The sequence below is a fragment of the Nocardia sp. NPDC019219 genome, from assembly GCF_040632645.1.
Taxonomy (GTDB): Bacteria; Actinomycetota; Actinomycetes; order Mycobacteriales; family Mycobacteriaceae; genus Nocardia; species Nocardia sputorum.
The window spans coordinates 200320-218158 of record NZ_JBEYCG010000013.1 but is presented as its reverse complement, the minus strand read 5'-3'; the positions used below and the strand labels follow the sequence as shown (position 1 = coordinate 218158).

The following is a 17839-nucleotide window of genomic DNA, read 5'->3' as shown; positions in this document are numbered from 1 at the left end:
GGCAGATCATCGTCGTCCTCCCGGGAGAACACCCGGATCCCGATCACCTTGCCGGACTCACCATGGGGCACCTTCAACGAGGTATCACGCACCTCGCGGGCCTTCTCCCCGAAGATCGCCCGCAACAACCGCTCCTCCGGAGTCAGCTCGGTCTCACCCTTCGGGGTCACCTTGCCCACCAGGATGTCACCGTCACGCACCTCCGCACCGATACGCACGATGCCACGCTCGTCCAGATCGGCGAGCACCTCATCGGAGACGTTCGGGATATCGCGGGTGATCTCCTCGGCACCCAGCTTGGTGTCACGAGCATCGATCTCGTGCTCCTCGATATGAATCGAAGTGAGCACGTCCTCCTCCACCAACCGCTGCGACAGGATGATCGCGTCCTCGTAGTTGTGCCCCTCCCACGGCATGATCGCCACCAACAGGTTCTTACCCAGCGCCATCTCACCGTTCTCGGTGCACGGACCATCGGCCAGCACCTGGCCGCGCTCCACCCGCTGACCCTCGTCCACGATCGGACGCTGGTTGGCGCACGTGCCCTGGTTGGACCGAGCGAACTTGCGCATCCGGTAGGACTTGCGGGTGCCGTCGTCGGCCATCACGGTGACGTAGTCGGCGGAGACCTCCTCGACCACACCGGCCTTCTCGTTCACCACGACGTCGCCCGCGTCCACGGCCGCGCGCAGCTCCATGCCGGTGCCGACGATCGGCGCCTCGGAACGGATCAGCGGAACCGCCTGACGCTGCATGTTCGCGCCCATGAGGGCGCGGTTGGCGTCATCGTGCTCGAGGAACGGGATCATCGCCGTCGCGACCGACACCATCTGGCGCGGCGAGACGTCCATGAAGTCGACCTCGGTGGCCGCGACGAGCTCGTTCTCCTCGTTGCCGCGGCGGCACAGCACCCGGTCCTCGAGGAAGCGGCCGTCCGCGTCGACCGGCGAGTTCGCCTGGGCGCGCACGTGGCGGTCCTCTTCGTCGGCGGTCAGGTAGACCACCTCGTCGGTGACCCGGCCGTCGACGACCTTGCGGTACGGGGTTTCGATGAAGCCGAACGGGTTGACCCGCGCGTACACCGACAGCGAGCCGATCAGGCCGATGTTCGGGCCTTCCGGGGTCTCGATCGGGCACATCCGGCCGTAGTGCGACGGGTGGACGTCACGGACTTCCAGGCCGGCGCGCTCACGAGACAGACCACCCGGGCCCAGCGCCGACAGGCGGCGCTTGTGGGTCAGACCCGACAGCGGGTTGTTCTGGTCCATGAACTGCGACAGCTGGGAGGTTCCGAAGAACTCCTTGATCGCGGCGACGACCGGGCGGATGTTGATCAGGGTCTGCGGCGTGATCGCCTCGACGTCCTGCGTGGTCATCCGCTCGCGGACCACGCGCTCCATGCGGGAGAGACCGACCCGGATCTGGTTCTGGATCAGCTCGCCGACGGTGCGCAGGCGACGGTTGCCGAAGTGGTCGATGTCGTCCACTTCCACCGGGACCTCGACGCCGCCGGGAGCGGTCATGGTCTTGTCACCGGAGTGCAGGCGCACCAGGTACTCGATGGTGTTGACGATGTCTTCCTTCGTCAGCACCGAACCGACGACCTGCTCGCCCAGGTGGATGCCCAGCTTCTTGTTGATCTTGTAGCGACCCACGCGCGCCAGGTCGTAGCGCTTCTCCTTGAAGAACAGGTTCTCCAGCAGGGTCTGCGCCGACTCCTTGGTCGGCGGCTCGCCCGGACGCAGCTTGCGGTAGATGTCCAGCAGCGCCTCGTCCTGGCCCGCGGTGTTGTCCTTCTCCAGGGTCGACATCATGATCTCGGAGAAGCCGAAGCGCTCGACGATCTCCTCGGTGGTCCACCCCAGCGCCTTGAGCAGCACGGTGACCGGCTGGCGGCGTTTGCGGTCGATGCGCACACCCACGGTGTCGCGCTTGTCCACGTCGAACTCCAGCCACGCACCGCGCGACGGGATCACCCGCACGCTGTGCAGGTCCTTCTCCGTGCCCTTGTCCACACTGTGGTCGAAGTACACACCCGGCGAACGCACCAGCTGCGACACCACGACGCGCTCGGTGCCGTTGATGATGAACGTGCCCTTGTCGGTCATCATCGGGAAATCACCCATGAAGACCGTCTGGCTCTTGATCTCACCGGTGTTGTTGTTGATGAACTCCGCCGTCACGAACAGCGGAGCCGCATACGTCATGTCCTTGTCTTTGCACTCGTCGATCGAGGCCTTGACCTCCTCGAAGCGCGGATCGGAGAAGGACAGCGACATGGAGCCGGAGAAGTCCTCGATCGGAGACAGCTCCTCGAGCACCTCCTCGAGGCCACCGACTAGGCCGACGTCGCCGCGAGCGGCCGCGCGCTCGCGCCAATCCGGCGAACCGATCAACCAGGCGAACGATTCCGTTTGTAGGTCGAGAAGCCCGGGCACCTCCAAGGGTTCACGGATCTTCGCGAAAGACACCCGCAACGGGGCTCCGGGGATTCCGGCAACTGCCTTGGTCTGGGTGGAGACTGCCAAGATGCGTCCTTCCAGCACCTCATGCGCGTCGCGTGGTGGTCCGCGACCGTCGCTCTGTCTGCTACGAATTCCGCTGGTTACTACCCGAACGAAACTCGAACAGGCAACGACGGAAGTAACACCGGAAGGGTGAACTTACGTGTGCGAATCGAGGTATGGACAGGAGGCAGCCAGCGCAACGTCCAAACCTACACCCAAGTACACGGGGATGTCAAAGTACCACCCGTGTGATCGTCCACATGGCTGGCGCGCCGGGCCGAATTCGCTGGCTGCGTCCTGAGCCGCGGTGCGCTGAGAGCCACTGTGACAGCTGCCGCTGTTGTGAATAGCGTGACGGTTCGGGCGAAACTCGTCAAGTGGCAGGCCCGGCGGGGCACCCGGCGAGATCGCCTGGCGCGCTGTGTCATCCCGGCCGATGTGGTGGCTGTTACTGATCGACGATGTCGCTGGCCAGCCAGCGGCCGTCCACCTTCTGCATGTGCAGGACCACCGGCCCCGCGACGCTCTGCTGCGCCACGCCGTCCTTGGTGGCGCTGACCACCAAGTTGACGATCAGCTCCGCGCGATCATCAGTGAGCAATGTCACAGCAATCGGGTCGGCTTTCGCATCCGCGCTGGTCTGAGCCTGTTTCACGGCCGAGATGGTGGTGTCGGCATACTTGTCCAGGTCGGCGAGCATCTTTCCGGTGAGCACCTGCTTCGCGGTGTCCCGATAGCCGTCGATGTGCTTGACGTCGTAGGCGTAGACGGTCCGCAACGCGTTGTCAGCCGCCGCCCGCACTTCTTGCGTCGCCTCGTTGTCCACGTACGCCTTGTTCGACGTGTCCACCCCCGGCTTCTGCGCGGCGAACCAGGCGAACCCACCGAGCAGGAGCGCGGCGAGCAACAAGGCCGCGGTGACGCCCCAGCGCGGTCGTCCGGTCGTGCGCCGCCGTGGACGGTCGTTGCCGCGCGACACGATCTTGCGCCACGACGAACCGGCCGCGTCCCTAGGACGCTGCTCGGCGGGGCGGGTGTCCGGCTCCGCGGCGGGCCGCGAAACGCCCGCCACGCGCGGTTTGCGGGCTGTTCCTGGCCGTTCGCTGCGCGGGGCGGCGGCGCGGGCCTGCTCCGTGGCGGGCCTGCGCTTGGAGGTGACCCGGTTGACCGGTCGGCGAGACGTCATGGGTTCCTCCTACGATCCCGGCTTCGGCGCGGCCGGCGGCTGGTCGGCCGCCGATGCGGGGGTCGGCGCGGTGGGGCCGCCGCTGAGCAACACCGGCTGGCTCAGCGAGGAGATCTGCTCGGCCTTCCAGACCTCGCCGTCCTTGGCCAGGTCGACCGTCCAGGTGTAGCGGTAGTCGGCGGACGGCTTGTCCTTGCCCTTCTCGGTGACCTGCAGCACGACCAGCGCCGATGCCTTGTCCTGCTCGCTGTTGAGCGAGGTGAGCGCGGCGCCGAGCACCTTCGAGGTCATCCCGACCCCGCTCTGCTGGGCCATCTGCTCGGCCTGGTCCTTGTTCTTCGTGGCCGAATCCAGCAGCGCGCCGGTCATCGAGGTCCGGGCCAGCGCCAGCGAGCCGGGCACGTCGTCGAGGTTCATCGAGGTCATGTTGAGCGCGGCTTGGCGCGCGGCGTCGAGCGCGGTGTCCCTGGCGTCACCGCGCGGGCCGTCGGTGAGCGCGGACCGCACCCAGCCCGCCCCGAACCATGCGGCGTTGATCAACGCGATCACCAGCAACACGGCCGAGCAGACCAAAGCCACTCGGCTCAGCGCGGACGCGCCACCCGGGTGCTCGGTCGCGCCGCCGGCCTGTTCGGCCGTGGCCTTCCGATCACCGGCGGCCGGCTGCGCGGACGACGCGGGCGCGGTCGTCTCGGTATCCGGCGATGCCTGGTCGGATCGCTTGGTCAGGTCGGCGGTCACGACAGCGTCTCGCCGTCGGTCGGCTCGGTCGCGCTCCAGGGCCGGGTGGCCGTGGTTCGCTCGCTCCAGTCACTCACGCGAGACACCCTAACGTCATTGCTCCTGGTCACCGCTTCGGCGTGACCCCCAGCAGGGTCGACAACTGCACAGCGACCGGATTCAGGTTCAGCTTTTCCGGATCGGTCTTCGGGTTGGAGTCCCAGGGCTGGACGATGGCCGGATCGGCCAGCTCGGCGCGCTCGCCACCCCGGACGGCGGTCGGATTACCAAACGGCACAAGACATTTGGCGTCCTTGTTGAACGGGAACTCGTCGCGCGTGTCGTCGAAGTTCGGGTTCTGCGCCTTCATCTGTTCCAAAATCCGGTGCGTGCCCTCGTAGCCCACCGTACAGGCGGGCGGATTGTTGGTCTCGAGCACCAGACCGAAGTGGCTGGTCCCGTCGCCGGGCGCGGTCGAGGACCCGCCCACCGACAGCTGCGGGAGCATCTGCAGCAGCGGCTTGATCGCGTAGAACTTCGGCGAGATCGCCTGCAACAGCAGCCGCAGGTTGGTCAGGTCCTGGGTGAGCGAGCCGCCGCTCTCGTCGATCAGCGCGCCGAGCTGCTCGCCCGCGTCGGTTCCGGTGCCGATGAGCCTGCGCACGTCGGGGTCGCTGGAGCGCAGCTGGGCGGTGAGCTTGTCCAGGCCGTCGCTGAACTCGCGGATGGCCGCGGACTGCTCGGCCTGGGTGCCGAGCGCGACGCGGCCGTCGCGGATCAGCTGGATCGTCTGCGGCAGGGTCGCGTGGAAGGTCTCGGTGAACTTGTTCAGCGAGTCGATCAGCACCTGCAGATCGTCGCCCTTGCCGTCGAACGCCTTGCCCAGCTCGCGGACCGTCGTGTTGAGCGCGGCCAGGTCCACCGAGCCCGCGAAGGTGTCCACGCTGGACACCAGTTCCTCGACCGGCACCGGCAGGGTCGCCGAGGTGATCACCGAGTTGTCCCGCAGATACGGGCCTTCGTCCGAATCGGGCTGCAAGTCGACGTACTGCTCGCCGATCGCCGATCGATTGGCCACCACGGCCTTCGCCGACGCCGGGATCTTCGGCGCGCTCGTGTCGATGACGAGATTCATCACCACGCCCTCGCCGGTGAGCTCCAGTTCACCGACCCGGCCGACCGGGACGCCGCGGTAGGTCACCTCGGCGCCCTTGTAGATGCCACCGGTCTGCGCCGCGCGCAGCTTCACCGTGTACTCGTTGAGCCCGAACATGTGGTCGAGCCGGATGTACTTGCCGCCGACATAGACGACACCGAGCACCGCGATCACCACGAACGCGATGAGCTGCCACCGCACCAGACGGGTCATCGCGGACCACTCCCTACGCCTAGTTGCTCGAGGATCGCCCCGACCGGACCGGGCACGCCGGGTGCGGGCGGCTGCGCCATCAGCGGCGGCAGCGGCAGGATCGACACCGTCGGCCAGCCCGGACGCGGGCCGTTGCCGTTGTAATACGGATTGGTCGGGTTCACCGGCACAGGCGGGCCGACCGGCGGGATGTACACCGGATCCGGTTTGCCCACACCGAGATTGCTCAGCGTGACACCGATCTGCTGGTCCACCGACAGCCAGGTGTTCACGCTGCCGCCGAAGGTGCTCTCCAGCGCCGAGTCGGGGAACGGATAGGTCGGGATCAGCGGGACCGCGGCGACCAGATCCGGCGCCGACCGGCCCAGCTCCTGCAAGGTCGGCCGCAGCGAGGTGAGATCGCGGATCAGGTCGTCCTTCGACGTGTTCAGCACGTCGAAGCCCGCCGCGCCGAGCCGGTCCAGCTGCGCGAGTAGCGCGACCAGTTGCGGGCGCTGCTCTTCCAGGATCTTGATGCCCTGGGGCAACTGGTCGAGGATCTTGCCGATCTGATCGGTCTGCTTGCTCACCCGGCTGCTGAGCACGTCGAGGCCGTCCAGCGCGCGGGTGATGTCGTCCACCTGCTGGTTCAGGCCGCCGATCAGCGTGTTCGCCTGCTCGATCAGCGAGCGCACCCGGTCTTCGCGACCGCCGAGGGTCTTGTTCAGTTCGGTGACGATCGGCTGCAACTGCGCGACGCCGCCGCCGTTGAGCAGCAGCGACAGCGCGCCCAGCACCTGCTCGACCTCGGTGGCGTGCCGGGTGCGGTCGACCGGGATGACCGAGCCGTCGGCCAGCCTGCGGGGCTCCGGATCGGCGGCGGGCTTGGACAGTTCGATGAACTTCTCGCCGAGCAGATTCGATTGCCGGACCTCGGCGCGCGCGTTCGCGGGCAGGTCCACCGACGAGTTGACCACGGTGCGCACCGTGGCGGTCCACTGGTCCTTGCCGATGCTGATCTTCTCGACCCGCCCGACCGGCACCCCCTCTACCTTGACCGCCGACTGCGGCACCAGGTCCAGGACGTCGTCGAACTGGATGTCGATGTGCATCGGGTGCTCGCCCACGTCCGCGCCGCCGGGCAGCGGCACGCTGTAGATGCCGTCGGCGGCGCACGAGGTGACCAGCGCGGCGGACAGTCCCAGCGCCACGGCCGCGCCCAGACCCCGTGCGACGAAACGGATTCGGATGCTCATCGCTCCCCTCCCTGCGACGGCGGAAGCCGGTCCGACGGCGTGCCCGGCACCGTGCCCGGCACCGGGTCACGCTGCTGGTTCTCGCCGCTGAGGATGCCGAACGGCAGATTCAGCGTCGGGGTCTGCACCCCGGCGGTGATCTGGTCGGTGATCTCCTTGCAGTGGTCGAGGATCGGCCGCATCTGCCTGCCGAGCGCCTCGAACTTGGGATCGCCGGGCTTCAGTTTGGACAGGTCGAGCATCTTGCACACCACGCCGAACGGGTCCTGCAGTTCAGGGAAGTTGGCGCGCATGTCCAGCGTGCCCGATTCGGCATTGTGCACGTTGATCAGGTTGCTCAACGCCACCGGCAGGACCGGCAGCAGGGCGGCCACGTCGTTGCGCTGATCGGACAACGTCTGGGTGAGCTGGATGAGCCCTTCGGCATTGCTCGCGATCAGGTCCCGGTTGTCGTCGATGAAGCGGGCGACGTCGCCCAGCGCGATCGACAGCAGATGCAGTGCCGCTCCGAGATCTTCGCGCTCGTCGGCGAGGAACGTCGACAGATCGGCCAGCTGGGTGTTGAACTGCCGCACCTGCTGGTCGTTCTGCGCCAACATGGTGATGAACGCCTGCAGGTTCTTGACCGTGTCGAAGATGTCGCCGCGCGCGTCCGAGAGGTAGCGGGCCGCCCTGGACAACTGGGTCAGGCTGTTGGCCAGCGCCTCGCCGTTGCCGGCCAGGTTCGCCGCGCCGGTGCGCACCAGCTCGTTCACCGCGCCCTCGGCGTTGGCGCCGTTGGGTCCCAGTGCGTCCGAGAGCTCGGTGATGCTCTTGTACAGCTGGTCCACTTCGACCGGCGTCGCCGTGCGCTCGCGCGGAATGGTCGCGTCCCGCGCCATCTTCGGGCCACCGGTGTAGGCGGGCGTGAGCTGGATGTAGCGGTCCGACACGATCGAGGGCGTGATCTGGGCGGCTCGCGCACCCGCGGGCACGTCGTACTTGCGGTCCACGCTCATCACGATCTTGACCTGATCGCCCTGCGGCTCCACCGAATCCACCGAGCCGACCGGCACGCCGAGAATCCGGACGTCCGAGCCCTCGTAGATGCCGACCGAGCGATCGAAGTACGCGGTGATCTTGGTGGTGGTCAGCCGGTTGAACAGCCACCACAGCACCACCGCCACCAGCACGGCGAGGACGAGCACCAGCGCGATGCCCACCTTGGCGCCGCGGCTGGAGCCGCGCACCGCACCGACCGGATCGCTACGCCAGTTGTCCGCCACGTCAGTTACCTCCCAAGGTGCGGATCGGCTGACGGTAGCCGGGGATTTCGGGCAGTGCGGGCGGCACCACGTTGACGATCACCGCGTCGAACCAGCGCCCGGTGCCGAGCACGCTGGCGTAGAGGCTGTAGAACGGCGCCGCGAGTTCGAGCGTCTTGGAGATGTTCTGCTGGTTGGCGTTGAGCAGATCGATGGAGGCGCGCAGATTCGTCAGCGCGGGCCCGATCTGCTGCTCGTTGTCGTGCACGAGCGCGCTCAACTCCGCCGATACCGTTCTGGCGCCCGCCAGCAGCTGCTTGATGGACTGCTGCCGGATGTTCAGCTCGGCCAGCAGCTGACCGCCGTTGCCGAGCAGTCGCTCGAACTGCGCGTTGCGGTCGGCCAGGATCTGGGTGGTCTGCCTGGTCGCGGCGAACAGCTTCTTCAGCTCCTGATCGCGCTTGGCCAGCGTCTCCGACAGCCGGGCCACACCGTCGATGGAGCCACGGATCTCCGGCGGCGTCGTCTCGAACGCCTCCGACAGCACCTGCATGCTCTTGGCCAGCTGCGTGGTGTCGATCTGATCGATGGTGCGCGCGGCGTCGGTGAACGCGTCCACCACGTCGTACGGGGACACCGTGCGCGAGAGCGGGATCCGCGAACTCGGCGTGGCCGGTTTCGAGCCCCTCGGGTCGAGCGCGAGGTACTTCTGTCCGAGCAGCGTCTTGATCTGGATGGACGCGGTGGTCTCGTTGCCGATCCAGGTGTCCTTGGTGCGGAAGTCCACGAGCACCCGGTCACCGTCGAGCCGGACGTCGGAGACCGAGCCGACCTTGACGCCCGCCACCCGGACTTCGTTGCCCTTCTTCAGACCCGCCGCCTCGCTGAATTCCGCGGTGTACTTGGTCCCGGCCCCGATGATCGGCAACCGATCCAGGAAGAAGGCCGACATCGTCACCAACAGCACGACGGCGATGCCGAGCGCGCCCAGGAACGCCGGGCTGCGCTTGCCGAGCAGAATGCGGTCGTCCATCAGCGAGCCTTCCCATGGCAGCGCGGCGCGGCGTTGGTGTACAACGGCTGGTTGATCGTCGGCAGGCCGGCGGGCAGGTTGAGCTGCGGCGCCTCGACGGCGCCCGGACCGACCACGATGTCGATGCCGCACAGGTAGAACTGGAACCAGGAGCCGTAACTCGCGGCGCGCCCGAGCTTCTCCATCTTCAGCGGCAGGTTGTACAGCGCCTCGTTCACCTCGTCCGAACGCTCGTCGAGCGTGCCGGTCAACTGGCTCAGACCCGCGATCGACCCTTGCAGCGTCGGACGCACGGGGACGAGCAGGTCCGAGGTCGCCGACGTCAGATTCGCCAGCGAGGTCACCGAGCGCCCGATCGTGTCGCGTTCGGCGTTCAGGCCGCTGATCAGCGCCTCGGTGTTCACGATCAACTGATCGAACTGGTCGTCGCGCTGGTTCACGGTGTCCAGCACGGCGGTCAGGTTGCGGGTCAGCTCACCGATCACGGCGTCCTTGTCCGCGATCTTGTTGGTCAGGTTCGCGGTGGTCGCGACCAGATCGTGGATGGTGCCCTGCTCGCCCTGGAAGACCTGGATGATCTCGAAGGACAGCTTGTTCACGTCCTCGGCGGTCAACGTCCGGAACAGCGGCCGGAAGCCGTTGAACAGCGTGGTCAGGTTCAGTGCGGGCCTGGTGCGCTCCAGCGGGATGGTGCCGCCCTTGTTCAGCTTGCGGCCCTGCTCCCCGGTCCCCTGCTCCAGCGCGATGTAGCGCTGGCCGACCAGGTTGCGGTACTTGATCGTGGCGGTGGTCGAGGCGGGCAGCCAATCACGGTCGGTGAGGTCGAATTCCACCTCGGCCAGCCGCTTGTCCACGATCGAGACGTCGGTGACCTTGCCGACCCGGACGCCGGCGATGCGGACCTCGTCGCCCGGGTTGAGCGCGGTGACGTCGGTGAATCTGGCCTTGAACCCGGTACCGCCGCCGCCGTAGTTCGCGATGGACAGCGCGAGCACGGTGGTCACGAACAGGGTCACCACGACGAAGATGATCAGCTTGGTCAGCGGACCGCCCAAGCCGCGCAGATGCTGCTTCATCGCACGCTCACCTCGCTTCCGCGGAACGCGGGCGCGCCGGCCCGGGTCACCCAGCCCGGCACCTGATCCGGGGCGACGCCGTTGGCCGCGCCGTAGATCGCGCCGAGCGACTGCTGCTCCATGGGGGAACCGGCGATCGTCGGCATCTTGCTCGCCGGGTGGACGCCGAACTGCGGCGGCTCCAGGTGGCCGGTCTCCTGGTCACCGGGGTTGCGGCTGGGCACGGCGTAGGAGCCGTCGTTGTTCGGGCCGCCGGTGTACTGGCCGGGGTCGACGCCCAGCGGCATCTCGGGGATGCACCACGGCCCCCGGGTGTCCAGCCAGCGCGGTTCGTCTTGGTTGGGCAGGTACTTGCCGCGGGTGTTGACCAGTTCGATGGTCACCCGCGAGCCGGGCAGATCGGTGCCCTTGCCGAAGATCCGGTCGATGCGCGGCTTCAGCTGCGCGAAGTTCGCCAGCGCGCAGGCGTAGTTCGGCGAGTAGTAGGCCAGCTGCTCCAGCGCGGGCCGGGAGTCGGCGGCCACGTCGACGATGTTGTCGCGGTTGGCGATCAGGAAATCGGTGGTGCTGGCCGAGGCCGGCGTGAGCGTCGCGTAGAGGGCGTCGATGTCGGTGCGCCGCTGCACGATCGTGGCGTTGGTCGTGCGCAGGTTGTCCAGAGCCTGGATCAGCTGCGGCGCCGCGTCGGAGTAGGTGGCCGCCACCTCGGCGAAGCTGCGCAGGTCGGCCTGCAGGTCCGGAAGCACGACGTTGACCTGGCGGAAGGCGTCGTCCAGCCTGTCCACGGTCTCGCCGAGCGCGAAGCCCTGACCGGCCAGCGCCTGCGACAGCGCGCCCAGCGTGGCCGCGAGATCCTGCGGCGGGATGGCCTGCAGCAACGGCAGCAGGTCGTCGAGAAGTTTGCTCAACTCGATGGCGTTGCCGCTGACGTCCTGGTGCAGCGTCAGGCCGTCGGTGAGGTGCTGCGGGCTCGGGTTCTCCGGGATCACCAGATCCACGTAGCGCTCGCCGAACAACGTCTTGGGCAGCAGGCGCGCGGTCGCGTTGGCCGGGATCTGCTGCGCCTTGTCCGGATTGATGGCCAGGTCCAAGGTCACCTCGCCGCCCTCGGACCTGCTCGAGCGCACCTCGCCGACGGTGATGCCGCGCACCTTCACGTCCGCGTTGCGGGTCAGCGCGTTGCCCACGCTGTCGGTGATCAGATCGACGTGCACAGTCTTCACGAACTGCTTGTTGTAGATCGCGATGGTGGTCCAGAGGAACAGTGCGACCACGACGAAGAAAGCGATGCCGAGCACTCGGGTTCGCAGCTTCGCGGTCGAGCGCCAGGCCTGCGTGCGGCTCATCCGGCCACCCGCACCGTGGTGGTGGTGCCCCAGATCGCGAGGCTGAGGAAGAAGTCGAGCACATTCACCAGGACGATCGCGGCGCGGACCGCGCGGCCGACCGCGACGCCGACGCCGGCGGGTCCGCCGGTGGCGTGGAACCCGTAGTAGCAGTGCACCATGATGATCACGAACGCGAAGACCAGCACCTTGAGGAACGAATAGAGCACGTCCTCCGGTGGCAGGAACAAACTGAAGTAGTGGTCGTAGGAACCGCTGGATTGGCCGTTGAACCAGATGCTGATCGACCGCGACGCCAGGAACGTGCCGAGCAGCCCGACGATGTAGAGCGGGATCACCGCGAGGAACCCGGCGATCACCCGGCTGGTCACCAGGAACGGCACGCCGGGCACCGCCATCACCTCGAGCGCGTCGATCTCCTCGGAGATCCGCATGGCACCCAGCTGCGCGGTGAAACCGCAGCCGACGGTGGCGGAGAGGGCGAGCGCGGCGACCAGCGGAGCGATCTCGCGGGTGTTGATGTAGGCGGTGAGGAAGCCGGTGAGCACCGAGCTGCCGAGCGCGTCGAGGGCCTTGAAGCCCTGCAGACCGACGACGACGCCGACGGAGCCGGACATGAACACGATGACGCCGATGGTGCCGCCGATCACCGCCAGCGCGCCGGAGCCGAAGGTGACCTCGGCGAGCAACCGCATGACTTCCTTGCGGTAATGCACCGCGGTCCGCGGGATCCACGCGATGGCCCGCGTGTAGAACGACATCTGCTCGCCCGCGCGATCGATGACGTTGAGCGGCATACGAGCGACTTCACCCACCCGGCGCATGGACTTGGCGACCGGGGTCCGGTACGACGTGGCCATCCGTCAGGCACCCTTGGCCGGGACGACCTGTAGGTACACCAGGGTCAGGATGAGGTTCACGAAGAACAGCACCATGAACGTGATCACCACGGATTGGTTCACCGCGTCACCGACTCCTTTCGGGCCCCCCTTGGGATGCAGCCCCTTGTACGCGGCGATGACGCCGGCGAGCAGGCCGAACACCGCCGCCTTGATCTCACCGATCCACAGGTCCGGCAGCTGGGCGAGGGCGGAGAACGACGCCAGGTAGGCGCCGGGCGTGCCGCCTTGCAGCAACACGTTGAAGAAGTACCCACCGGCGATGCCGACCACCGAGACCAGGCCGTTGAGCAGCAGCGCGACCAGCATCATGCCGAGTACGCGCGGCACCACCAGCTTTCGCACCGGATCGATGCCGAGCACTTCCATCGCGTCGATCTCCTCGCGGATGGTGCGCGAGCCGAGATCGGCGGCCACCGCCGAACCGGCCGCGCCCGCGATGATCAGGGCGGTCACGACGGGGGCGGCCTGCTGGACGGTTGCCAGCACACTGGTCGCGCCCGTGAAGGACTCCGCGCCCAGCTGCTTGATCAACGAGCCGGTCTGCAATGCCACGACCGCGCCGAACGGAATCGCGACCAGCGCGCTGGGCAGGATCGAGACACTCGCGATGAACCACGACTGCTCGATGAACTCCCGCCACTCGAACGGACGACGGAATGTCTTCCGCATAACGTCGATGAGCAGCGCAAATATATTGCCGGCCTGGGCAAACCCCGACTCCAGGGGAGTTCGCAATCGCGCCAGGGTCGAATTCACGATCGCAGATGTTACCCGTTAGTTGCGTTGTGCCGCACGGTGGTGTCGTACGCGCCGCCTTGATAATTAGCCAGGTCGCCGCTGTTGTATGCCATCACCTGCGTGTCGTCGTTTTCGGCAAGTGATTCGCGGATCGCGACCTGCGCGGCGTGCGGCAGCGTGTGCATGATCTCGCGGACGCGTTCCTTACGCCGCAGGACCGCCTGGCGCACCGGCATACCCGGGGTCGCGCGCATCTGCGGGATGATGCCTTCGACCTCCTCCGCGCCGCCGTGGTGGTGCCCGGCGTCCACCAACGCCTGCTCGCGCGCCATCTGCGCCTCGTCCTTCTCCTCGGACATGCCGATCGGGCCGATCATGCGGCCGTTGAGGAACTGCTTGACCACCGGCTCCTCGGAGGTGAGCAGCACCTCGCGCGGGCCGAACATGACCAGCTGGCGGCGGAACAGCATGCCGATGTTGTCCGGCACCGTGCGCGCGAGGTTGATGTTGTGCGTGACGATCAGGATCGTGGCGTCGATCTGCGCGTTGATGTCGATCAGCAGCTGCGACAGGTACGAGGTGCGCACCGGGTCCAGGCCGGAGTCGGGCTCGTCGACGAGGATGATCTGCGGATCCAGCACCAGGGCGCGGGCCAGCCCGGCGCGCTTGCGCATACCACCGGAGATCTCGCCGGGCAGCTTGCCCTCGGCCCCGAGCAGACCGGTGAGCTCCAGCTTCTCCATGACGATCTTCTTGATCTCGGCTTCGCTCTTCTTGGTGTGCTCGCGCAACGGGAAGGCCACGTTGTCGAACAGGTTCATCGAGCCGAACAGCGCGCCGTCCTGGAACAGCACGCCGAAGAGCTTGCGGATCTCGTAGAGCTCCTTGTTGGAGCAGGTGGTGATATCGGTGCCGTCGATGAAGATGGAGCCGCGTTCGGGGCGCAGCAGGCCGATCAGCGACTTCAGGAACACCGACTTACCGGTACCCGACGGGCCCAGCAGCGCACTGACCTCGCCCGAGGGCAACGTCAGAGACACATCCTGCCAAATTCGCTGGGAACCGAAAGACTTGGTTACACTCTCGGTCCTGACCTCGACGCCCACGCCAACCTCCACAATTCTCAGCGAGCTGCCCACCGGCGAACCGCGCGCTCGGTCATCACGGTGCGTCACGTGTGGGTTCGGTCACTGTAACTCATGAGCGAGACGGGGCACACCCCTACCTGACTGCGGAGTAACTCCGCAATCCTTTTGGTATCAGCAATAGCGGCGAGATAGCCGGAAAACGCGAACGGGCGGCCCCACGAAGGGGACCGCCCGTTCGGCGTGTTCGGTCGTGAATTACTTGACCGAGACCTTGGCGCCGGCCTCTTCCAGCTTCGCCTTGGCGGCCTCGGCGGCATCCTTGGCGACCTTCTCCAGGATCGGCTTCGGAGCGCTCTCGACGAGGTCCTTGGCCTCCTTCAGGCCCAGGCCGGAGACGATCTCGCGGACCACCTTGATGACCTGGATCTTCTTGTCGCCGGCACCCTCGAGGATGACGTCGAACTCGTCCTGCTCCTCGACGGCCTCGGCCGGAGCGGCGGCACCGCCGACGGCGGCGACGGCGACCGGAGCGGCCGCGGTGACCTCGAACTTCTCCTCGAACTTCTTCACGAAGTCCGACAGCTCGAGCAGGGTCATGTTGCCGAAGGTCTCGAGCAGTTCGTCAACGTTGGCCATTGTTGTTTTCCTTTCGGTAGTTGCTGTCTATGCGGGCGAGTCGTGCCGCACGGAATTACTCGGCGGCCGTTGCGCCTTCTTCGGCCTGCTTCTTCTCCTGCAGCGCGGCGGCCAGGCGGGCCACCTGCGAGGCGGGAGCGTTGAACAGACCGGCGGCCTTGGTGAGGTTGCCCTTGAGCGCGCCCGCCAGCTTGGCCAGCAGCACCTCGCGGGTCTCCAGGTCGGCGATCCGCTCGACCTCGGACACGGACAGCGGAGCGCCGTCCATGTAGCCGCCCTTGATGATGAGCGCCTTGTTGTCCTTCGCGAAGGTCTTCAGGGCCTTGGCCGCGTTGACCGGCTCACCCGTGATGAAGGTGATCGCGGTCGGCCCGACGAACAGGTCGTCGAGGCCTTCCACGCCCGCCTCAGCGGCGGCACGCTTGACCAGGGTGTTCTTGGCGACGGAGTACGTGGCGTCGGCGCCGAGCGCGCGCCGCAGCTCGGTGAGCTTGCCGACCGACAGGCCACGGTATTCCGTGACGACGGTGGCCGTCGAGCTCTTGAACTGCTCCGCGATCTCCTCGACCGCGGTGACCTTCTCGGGTTTTGCCATACTTCGCCTCCTCTCTGATTGGTCGGTTCGTGTACGCGAACTACCGATCAGGGGCCGGCGACAAAACAAACGCCCCGAACGCAGAGCGTTCCGGGGCGCAACAGAAAATCGATCCGGAGCATGCCCGGATCAATTCCCAGCCTCGGCTCTCCCTGCGTGGGCCGCCGGCAATGTCGCCGGACCTTCGACCGAACCCATACGGGATCGGCGACCAACGGTCTTCGGTAGAACGGATTGGGTAGCGATCGAACTCGTCGATAACTGACCTCCAATGTACCCGGAGGGATTCCCATCTGCCAAAACGGCCCCCGCGCGGAGCGCGATTGCCACTTCGCCACACTCTGACAATCGTGTCTGGCATCACATTTTCTGTGGACTGTGGCGGACATCGCCCAAGAATCTGTTACTTCGAGTGACATTTACCGCCTAGGCTTCGGGGCTATGGCAACCTCCATAGTCGATCCACCGATGCTGCTGGAACGACGTACCGCGCGCTTCGTCGCTCTGGCCGTGATCTGCCTGGCGGAACTGCTGGTCGTCCTGGACAACACCATCGTCAACGTGGCGCTGCCCTCCCTGGGAGTCGAACTCGGCACCGGCATCAGCGGCCTGCAATGGGTCGTCGACGCGTACACGCTGAGCTTCGCCGGGCTCTTGCTGGCCTTCGGCAACCTCGGCGATCGCTATGGCCGCCGCCGCGTCATGATGATCGGCCTGATCGGCGTGGCCGTCATGTCGATCGGCGGCGCGCTGTCGGACTCCATGGGAGCGGTCATCGCGGCACGCGCCGCCATGGGCGTCTTCGCCGCCGCCGTCTTCCCCGCGACGCTCGCCCTGATCATCAACGTCTTCACCGACCGCAGGGAGCGCGCGCTCGCCATCGCCGCGTGGACGGCCATGGCGGGCTTCGCGATCGCCATCGGCCCGATCTCGGGCGGATGGCTGCTCGAGCACTTCAGCTGGCACGCGGTGTTCTGGATCAACGTGCCCGCGGCGCTCATCGCCTTCGCGGCCACCCTGATCTGGGTACCCGAATCGCGATCGGATCGGGTGGGACGGCTCGACGTGCTCGGCATCGCGCTGTCCATCGCGGGCATCACGCTGGTGGTCTGGTCGATTATCGAAGCGCCGCGCCATGGCTGGCTGTCGGCGACCACACTCGGCGTCGGGGCGTTCGGCGTCGTGCTGATCGCCGCATTCGTCGCGTGGGAATTACGCACCGCCGCCCCCATTCTCGATATGCGGCTGTTCCGCGACCGCCGTTTCTCGATGCCCGCCTCGGCCATCGCGGTCTGCTATTTCTCGATGTTCGGATTCCTCTTCCTGATCACCCAGTACTTTCAGGGCGTCCGGGAGTACACGCCGCTCGAATTCGGCATCGCCTCTTTACCTTTCGCGTTTTCGGTGGCGATCGGCGCGCCGATCGCCACGCTGCTCGCCCAGCGCCTCAGCACCACGTCCATCATCGTGTTCGGTCTGCTGCTGACCGGTCTCGGCCTGTATCTCGGTGGGCAGGTGACCGTGGACAGCGCCTATGTGACCGATGTGCTGCCGTCCATGGTCTCGATGGCGCTCGGCTTGGCCATCGTGCAGGGCCCGGCCACCGAATCCATCATGGGCTCGCTTCCGCTGAACGAGGCGGGCGCCGGGTCGGCGGTCAACGACACCACCCGCGAGATCGGCGGCACGCTCGGCGTCGCCGTGCTCGGCTCGATCGTTGCCTCGTACTACAGCACCCGGATCGGGCCGCGTATCGATGCCGTACCGGCCGGGCTGATGAACGACACCGAGAAGGGCCTGGTGAAAGCCAGCCTGCTGAGCGTCATCGAAATGCGCAAACGACCGCTGGCCCCGTTCTTCGAGACCCAGCGGGAGAACCTGATCATCGCCATGAAGACGGCGATGCTCCAGGGTTCGCATGCCGCGTCGCTGGTGGCCGCGAGCGCGGTCGTCGGGTGCGCGGTCCTGGTAGCGATCTTCCTGCCCTGGGGCGTCCCGGACCGCGATTCCGTCCTGCTCGGATGGCGCAAATCCGCTGAGCCGCAGGAAGATCCGGCGCCATAGCGCCGACTCGACACCGCCGCCGACCCAGGATGCCGCGCCTGGGCTGGATACGGGCGGCGGGGCGCCGGTACACGGATTGCCCGTCCGTGTACCGGCGCGT

Annotated in this window: 15 protein-coding genes; 1 reads left to right on the top strand and 14 read right to left on the bottom strand. The window is 66.9% G+C overall.

Annotation, left to right across the window (positions count from 1 at the left end):
* The 14 genes from rpoB to rplJ all read right to left on the bottom strand — a co-directional run.
* Positions 1-2546, bottom strand: a 2546-nt coding sequence (rpoB, locus tag ABZ552_RS23965) for a DNA-directed RNA polymerase subunit beta (RefSeq protein WP_357439811.1), incomplete at its 3' end; no start/stop codon positions are given.
* 409 nt (positions 2547-2955) lie between these two features.
* Entirely contained in the window at positions 2956-3693 is a 738-nt protein-coding gene (locus tag ABZ552_RS23960; RefSeq protein WP_281875719.1) for a hypothetical protein, read from the bottom strand.
* 9 nt (positions 3694-3702) lie between these two features.
* Positions 3703-4434, bottom strand: a complete 732-nt coding sequence (locus ABZ552_RS23955; RefSeq protein WP_281875720.1) for a hypothetical protein — start codon at positions 4432-4434, stop codon at positions 3703-3705.
* 106 nt (positions 4435-4540) lie between these two features.
* Complete coding sequence (locus ABZ552_RS23950) at positions 4541-5782, bottom strand: MlaD family protein (RefSeq protein WP_281916499.1); 1242 nt, start codon at positions 5780-5782, stop codon at positions 4541-4543.
* A complete protein-coding gene (locus ABZ552_RS23945; protein WP_281875725.1) occupies positions 5779-7017 on the bottom strand; it encodes an MCE family protein in 1239 nt (412 codons plus the stop codon). Before ABZ552_RS23945 ends, ABZ552_RS23950 begins: the two co-directional genes overlap by 4 nt.
* The gene (locus ABZ552_RS23940) at positions 7014-8246 is read right to left on the bottom strand and encodes an MCE family protein (protein ID WP_281919447.1); all 1233 of its coding nucleotides are present in this window, start codon (positions 8244-8246) and stop codon (positions 7014-7016) included. Before ABZ552_RS23940 ends, ABZ552_RS23945 begins: the two co-directional genes overlap by 4 nt.
* 37 nt (positions 8247-8283) lie before the next feature.
* Positions 8284-9294, bottom strand: coding sequence for an MCE family protein (locus ABZ552_RS23935; RefSeq protein WP_281875726.1), 1011 nt, complete (start codon positions 9292-9294; stop codon positions 8284-8286).
* On the bottom strand, positions 9294-10370 hold the full coding sequence (locus ABZ552_RS23930) for an MCE family protein (protein WP_281875728.1): 1077 nt from the start codon (positions 10368-10370) through the stop codon (positions 9294-9296). The genes ABZ552_RS23935 and ABZ552_RS23930 overlap by 1 nt, the downstream gene beginning before the upstream one ends.
* On the bottom strand, positions 10367-11716 hold the full coding sequence (locus ABZ552_RS23925; RefSeq protein WP_281875729.1) for an MCE family protein: 1350 nt from the start codon (positions 11714-11716) through the stop codon (positions 10367-10369). Before ABZ552_RS23925 ends, ABZ552_RS23930 begins: the two co-directional genes overlap by 4 nt.
* Positions 11713-12576, bottom strand: coding sequence for an ABC transporter permease (locus ABZ552_RS23920; RefSeq protein ID WP_159841734.1), 864 nt, complete (start codon positions 12574-12576; stop codon positions 11713-11715). The genes ABZ552_RS23925 and ABZ552_RS23920 overlap by 4 nt, the downstream gene beginning before the upstream one ends.
* 3 nt (positions 12577-12579) lie before the next feature.
* Positions 12580-13287 carry an ABC transporter permease gene (locus ABZ552_RS23915; protein WP_228829281.1) on the bottom strand — a complete coding sequence of 236 codons (708 nt, stop codon included), beginning with the start codon at positions 13285-13287 and terminating at the stop codon, positions 12580-12582.
* A 98-nt stretch (positions 13288-13385) separates the two neighbouring features.
* Entirely contained in the window at positions 13386-14462 is a 1077-nt protein-coding gene (locus tag ABZ552_RS23910; protein ID WP_281875733.1) for an ATP-binding cassette domain-containing protein, read from the bottom strand.
* 237 nt (positions 14463-14699) lie between these two features.
* On the bottom strand, positions 14700-15080 hold the full coding sequence (rplL, locus tag ABZ552_RS23905; RefSeq protein WP_281916498.1) for a 50S ribosomal protein L7/L12: 381 nt from the start codon (positions 15078-15080) through the stop codon (positions 14700-14702).
* 55 nt (positions 15081-15135) lie between these two features.
* A complete protein-coding gene (gene rplJ / locus ABZ552_RS23900; RefSeq protein ID WP_195084069.1) occupies positions 15136-15675 on the bottom strand; it encodes a 50S ribosomal protein L10 in 540 nt (179 codons plus the stop codon).
* 441 nt (positions 15676-16116) lie between these two features.
* Here rplJ and ABZ552_RS23895 point away from each other — a divergent pair, with 441 nt between their 5' ends.
* Complete coding sequence (locus ABZ552_RS23895; protein WP_357439802.1) at positions 16117-17739, top strand: MFS transporter; 1623 nt, start codon at positions 16117-16119, stop codon at positions 17737-17739.
* Positions 17740-17839 lie beyond the last annotated feature (100 nt).